The sequence below is a fragment of the Saccharomonospora halophila 8 genome, assembly GCF_000383775.1.
GTDB classification, from domain to species: Bacteria; Actinomycetota; Actinomycetes; order Mycobacteriales; family Pseudonocardiaceae; genus Saccharomonospora; species Saccharomonospora halophila.
Genome location: NZ_KB912557.1, coordinates 28,937 through 34,629, shown reverse-complemented (window position 1 = coordinate 34,629; position 5,693 = coordinate 28,937). Strand labels below are relative to the sequence as shown.

Sequence of the window (5,693 nt, the reverse complement as noted above, 5' to 3'; positions counted from 1 at the left end):
GCACGTGGGCCGCGCCCGTACGGGTGGGCTCACCTGGGCCGACCTCGGATTGTCGCCGGATGATCTGGCCTGGCACGAGCGGGCCGCCTGCCGGGAGACCGACCCGGATGCGTTCTTCCCGGACGAGCACGGCCAGATGTTGCACCTGGCCGTCGCCCGCCGTGTCTGCCGGGCGTGCCCGGTGCAGGCCGAGTGCCGCGACTACGCCCTGGCCCGTCCGGCCCTGGTGGGTGTCTGGGGCGGGCTGACCGTCAACGAGCGCATCCGGCTGCGCCGCACGTTGGGATCGACCGAGCAGGAGACCGCGTAAATGTCGAACTCCGTCCGCCCGCTGCGGGTGCTGTCCGACCCGCCCGAGGCCGATACGGACACCGCCGAGGCGCACGCCCACGCCGAGGTCGCCCGTGCCCGTGCGGAGTTGCCGACGTTGGACGAGGCGGTGTTCGACTGCTACCTCGGCTACCTCGTGCGGCAGGTGGAGCCCACCAGCGAGGCTGACCCGGTCGCGGTGCTGGCCTCGCTGTTGGCCGCCGCCGGGGTCGCGTTGGGCCAGAAGCCGCACGTGCGGGCCGGGGACGACGCGCACCCGCTGTTGGTGTGGCCGCTGATCGTGGGCCGCACCAGCAGCGGCCGCAAGGGCACCTCCTGGTCCAGCGCCCGCCGACTGCTCGCCGCCGCCGACGAGCAGTTCACCCGCACCAACGTCAAATCGGGGCTGTCGTCGGGGGAGGGGTTGGCGCAGTGCTTCGCCCTCGACGACGAGGCCGAAGCCGCCGGCGAGCGGGACCTGCGGCTGCTGGTGATGGAATCCGAGTGGGCCGGGGTCATGGCGAAGATGCGCCGCGAGGGCAACAGCCTCTCCGCCATCCTGCGCGCCGCCTGGGAAGGCGGCGACCTGTCCACCCTGACCGTGGCGCAACGGGTCGCGCCCAGCTCCCACGTGGGCATCCTCGCCCACATCACACCGGGCGAGTTCCGCGCCAAGGTCTCGGCCGAGGACATGGCCGGCGGCACCTACAACCGCTTCCTCCCGCTGGCCGTGGCCCGGTCAAAGTTCCTGCCGTTCAGCCAAGGCGCCCCCGACGACCTCGTGCGCAGCCTCGGACAGGGACTCGCCGAGCGGGTCGCCGCGGGCTCACAACTCGGGCTGCTCGGCTTCACCGACACCGCCGCCGAACTGTGGCGCAGCCTCTACATCGAGTTCTCCACCGACCAACACGACCGCCCCCAGGTCGAGCAGTTCGTCTCCCGCGCCGTGCCCAACTGCCTGCGCATCGCCGGCATCCACGCCGCCCTCGACGGACAGCCGGCCATCCACCCCGCCCACCTGACCGCCGCGGCCGCGCTCGTGCGCTACTGCATCGACTCCGCCCGCGCCGTCTTCACCGACACCGCCACCCCCGCCCGCCTCGCCGCCTGGATCGCCGAAGCCGGCGAACACGGCCGCACCCGCAAAGACATCACCACCGGCTTCTTCGGCGGCAACAAGAAAGCCGACGACGTCACCGCCATGCTCGACCAACTCATCGACGCCGACCGCATCACCCGCCACCACCAACGCCCCGACAGCGGCAAAGGCCGAAGCATCGAGATCTACACCGCCCGCACACCCAACACCACGAACCAAACGAACTAACGAACAAACCCACTGACCAGCACAAACACCGCCGCAGCAGGCCGCATTAGTTCGTAACCTACGAACTAATGAACCGCCGACACCCGGCGAAGTCGCAGGTCACAGCATTCCTTCGTTAGTTCGTTTCCTCCGTCGCCCCGCCCGTACCTGCCGCAGAGAAGGAGCGAAGCGCCATGCCACGTCCGCAGCGTGCCCACTTCCAGCTCGACCACAAGGAGTCCACGACCACATGGGGACCCAGCGTCAGCACCTCACGATCGCCGCGTTCTGCGAAGAGTTCGAGATAGCCCGGTCGACCTTCTACCAGTGGCGCACGAAGGGTCTCGCGCCGCGCTGCATCAAGCTGCCGAACGGCGAGATCCGTATCCGTCGCGTCGACGTCGAACGCTGGCTCGACAGCAGGGAGGAAGCGGCCTGATGGCGAAGACCTACGACGTCCGGGTGTGGAGCATCAAGCCACGCAAGGACAAGCAGGGCAAGGTCACCAGCTACGGCGTGCGGTGGCGAGTGGCCCAGCAGCAGCCGTTCTTGAAGTCCTTCAAGACCAAGGCGGCGGCGGACAGCTTCCGGGCCGAACTGTTGTCCGCGCAACGTGGAGGCGAAGCATTCGACACTGATACGGGTTTCCCGGTCTCACTGACGCGTACGGCGAACGAGTTGACCTGGTTCGACTTCGCACAGCGCTACGTCGACATGAAGTGGCCGCGTGCCGCGGCGAAGTCGCGCGTGGGCAACGCCGACACGTTGGCCTCGGCCACGATGGCGATGCTGTCGACCGACCGGGGCAAGCCCGAGGAACGAGTGCTGCGGAAGGCGATGACCGGATGGGCATTCAATACCCGGCGTCGCGACGAGCCGAAGCCGGACCACATCGCCCGCGCACTCCGGTGGCTGACGGCTAATACGGTTCCGGTCTCACGGCTCGACGAGCCCGCGGCCATGCGTGCACTGCTCGAAGCCATCGCGACCAAGCTCGATGGCACGCCGGCGAGTGCGAAGACGGTCGCGCGCAAGCGAGCCGTGCTGCACAACGCGCTCGAATACGCCGTCGAGTTGAACGTGCTCACACGCAATCTGCTGCCCTCGGTGAAGTGGACCGCGCCGAAGGAGGCGAAGGCGATCGACCGGCGCGCGGTCATCAATCCCGAGCAGGCACGCCGACTGCTCGATGCTGTGGGACGCCAGTACGTGAACGGACAGCCGCGCCGGTCGTCCGGACCGATGCTCGTCGCCTTCTTCGCGTGTCTGTACTACGCGGGATTGCGCCCGGAAGAAGCCGTCATGCTGAGCAAGACCGACTTGCAGCTCCCGGAGAACGGCTGGGGTGAGCTGCTGCTGTCCCGCACCGCCCCGACCGCCGGCGCCGCCTGGACCGACTCCGGGCACCGCCGCGATCGTCGGCAGCTCAAACAGCGGGGGAGGGGAGAGGTGCGGCACGTACCGTGCCCGCCGCCACTCACCGAGCTGCTGCACGCACACCTGAAGCGGCACGGGACCGCGGGTGACGGTCGGCTGTTCCGAAACCTCACAGGTGGGCTCGTGGGCGAATCCACGATCGCGCGGGTGTGGGACAAGGCCCGCAGAACGGCGCTCACAGAAGCCGAGTACGCCTCCGTACTCGCCCGAAGGCCCTACGACCTGCGGCACGCCTGTGTGTCGACGTGGCTCGCGGCCGGCGTGCCCTCGACGCAGGTGGCCGAGTGGGCCGGCCACTCCGTAGCCGTCCTCCACCAGATCTACGCCAAGGTCCTCGCCGGCCAGGAGGAGGCCGCCCGCGAGCGCATCGACCGGGTGCTCGGGCTCCCCACAGCTGAGTCTCGTTCCACACCGGTGCCACAGACGCCGGACGACGGCGGTACATAGCCGGACACGGCCGGACGGTACGAGAACGGCCCCTCACCGCGTTTGTGCAGGTGAGGGGCCGTTTCGTGTGGTTGCGGAGGGTGCCCCCGGTGCGACTCGAACGCACACTGGACGGATTTTGAGTCCGCTGCCTCTGCCGATTGGGCTACGGGGGCGTGGTGACGCGCACTTTACTCCCCGTCGTCCGGAGCCGGACACCGGGTCGGCGGTCGCGGGTGGTGGGCCGGAACACCTGCGCAGTGGCGATCACCGCACGTGGCGAACGCCATCACGACCCGGGCCGTTGTTACCGGTAGCCTTTCCCCTAGCGGAACGCCGCTGTCAACCGTACCCGTCGAACGCCAGGAGGAACCCCGGTGAGCGAAGCGGCTACCGAGCCCAACGACGCCGCCGCCACGCCCCAGCGCCGTGTGCTCGTCGCCGAGGACGAGGCGCTGATCCGTCTCGACCTCGTCGAGATGCTCCGCGAAGAGGGTTACGAGGTGGTCGGTGAGGCCGGAGACGGGGAAGAGGCCATCAAACTCGCCACCGATCTGCGACCCGACCTGGTCATCCTCGATGTGAAGATGCCCAAGCTCGACGGCATCGACGCCGCCGCGAAGATCACCGGAGACCGGATCGCTCCCGTCGTGATCCTGACGGCGTTCAGCCAGCGGGACCTGGTGGAGCGCGCCCGCGAGGCGGGCAGCATGGCGTACCTGGTCAAGCCGTTCGCCAAGCGTGACCTGGTGCCCGCCATCGAGCTCGCGGTCAGCCGCTTCTCCGAGCTGAAGGCCCTGGAGTCGGAGGTCGCCGGGCTCAACGACCGCCTGGAGACCCGCAAGCTGATCGACCGCGCCAAGGGCCTGCTCATGACCCATCAGGGCCTCACCGAGCCGGACGCCTTCCGCTGGATCCAGCGCACCGCGATGGACCGGCGGACCACCATGAAGGCTGTCGCCGAGGCGGTCATCGACAACTTCGGCACCGACAAGGACAAGAACAAGTAGGCCGACCTCCCCCCGGTCGCGCCCGGCGCGGGCCGGCCGGTCGTTCTCAGGAGTTCGGCGCCTTGAACGACGCCTTCCGCGCCGCCTTCGCGATGTCCGCGTCCGGGTGGTGGCGGCCGATCAGGGTGAGCACCGTGTGCCGGTGCGGGTGGTCGAGGCGCCACATCGTGTCGAACACCGACTCCTCGCCCGGGCGCACGGCCTCGGCCAGGTTCCCCGCCAGGTCGTCGGGCAGATCCTCCTCGTCGACCGCGCAGTAGAGATCGAGCAACAGCCACGCGAGGTCCTCGTCGTCCTGCTCGAACTCGGGCGCGGGGCCGTGCAGGTCGGCCAACGCCTGCTTGGCGTACGGGCGTAACGCGGGCTCGTCGAGCAGTTCGCGCCAGACCGCGTCCGCCCCGAGCTCCCGGAGCAGGGACGTGGCGATGAGACGTTCGTCCGGGCCCGCCTCCCGGGCCGCGTCCGCGAGCGCCCGCGCGGCCGTGTCGGCGTCGCGGACCGCGCGCCAACCCTGCCATTCGTCCCGCAGGTCGTCGTCGGTGCCCGTGGTCCCGACCGCGAGCAGGTCTTCCGCGGGCATCTCCTCGGGCGGTGGGAGCAGCGGGATCTCCAGATCGTCGCTGAGCTCCGTCCACAGTGCGTAGAGACCGAGTGGACGCAGCCGCACGACGTCGACCTCGTCGATGTCGACCGCGCCGAGGTCGGCCAGCCGTGCGTAGAGCACCCGTGCGGGGTCGCCGTGCACGGCGACCCAGTCCTCCCACGCCTCGTCCGCCCGTCCCGCGGACAGATCGTTCACCGCCATCTGCCGGATCATGCCGCTGACCCGGGCCAGGGGGAGCCCGTCCCGCCGTGCCGCGAACAGTGGCAGCAGGGTGCTGCCCGCCGGGCGCAGGTCCAGGTCGATCTCGGCGGCACGCTCGGCGTCGGTCAGCATGCTCCACGCGCTCATCTCCGTGAGCGCCTGCCGCCAGACGAGCAGCACGGTGTCGTCGTCCCCGTCCGCCCATTCGTCGGCGACCTCCCCGGCGACCGCCCCGGTGTCCTCCACGTCCACGAAGCCGAGCGCCTCGGCCAGCTCCCACAGCTGCGCCAGTTCCGCGAGGCGTGCGTCGCTGTCCGGGGCGAGGTCGGGGTCGCCGAGGGCGAGTTCGTCCACCGCCGCCGCCGCGTCCGCGGGCTCGGGGTCGCCTTCCGCGGTCACG

Annotated in this window: 6 protein-coding genes and 1 tRNA gene; 5 read left to right on the top strand and 2 right to left on the bottom strand. The window is 69.9% G+C overall.

Annotated elements, in window-relative coordinates; translation table 11 throughout:
• The 4 genes from SACHA_RS0112560 to SACHA_RS0112545 form a co-directional block, all read left to right on the top strand.
• Positions 1 to 310 (top strand): WhiB family transcriptional regulator (locus tag SACHA_RS0112560; protein ID WP_198010142.1); only part of this gene is annotated, 310 nt, incomplete at its 5' end.
• Positions 311 to 1,636: a DUF3987 domain-containing protein gene (locus tag SACHA_RS21905; protein WP_019810196.1), complete on the top strand. Its 1,326-nt coding sequence runs from the start codon at positions 311 to 313 to the stop codon at positions 1,634 to 1,636.
• Between the two features lie 229 nt (positions 1,637 to 1,865).
• Positions 1,866 to 2,054, top strand: a complete 189-nt coding sequence (locus SACHA_RS0112550; protein ID WP_019810195.1) for a helix-turn-helix transcriptional regulator — start codon at positions 1,866 to 1,868, stop codon at positions 2,052 to 2,054.
• Positions 2,054 to 3,499: a tyrosine-type recombinase/integrase gene (locus SACHA_RS0112545; RefSeq protein ID WP_019810193.1), complete on the top strand. Its 1,446-nt coding sequence runs from the start codon at positions 2,054 to 2,056 to the stop codon at positions 3,497 to 3,499. Before SACHA_RS0112550 ends, SACHA_RS0112545 begins: the two co-directional genes overlap by 1 nt.
• Before the next feature lie 81 nt (positions 3,500 to 3,580).
• Here SACHA_RS0112545 and SACHA_RS0112540 read toward each other — a convergent pair.
• Positions 3,581 to 3,654: transfer RNA gene (locus tag SACHA_RS0112540), tRNA-Leu, on the bottom strand.
• 201 nt (positions 3,655 to 3,855) lie between these two features.
• On the opposite strand from SACHA_RS0112540, the gene SACHA_RS0112535 reads away from it, so the two are divergent.
• Positions 3,856 to 4,488: an ANTAR domain-containing response regulator gene (locus tag SACHA_RS0112535; RefSeq protein WP_019810190.1), complete on the top strand. Its 633-nt coding sequence runs from the start codon at positions 3,856 to 3,858 to the stop codon at positions 4,486 to 4,488.
• 46 nt (positions 4,489 to 4,534) lie between these two features.
• Here SACHA_RS0112535 and SACHA_RS21900 read toward each other — a convergent pair.
• On the bottom strand, positions 4,535 to 5,693 hold a 1,159-nt coding region (locus SACHA_RS21900), incomplete at its 5' end, for a hypothetical protein (RefSeq protein ID WP_198010141.1).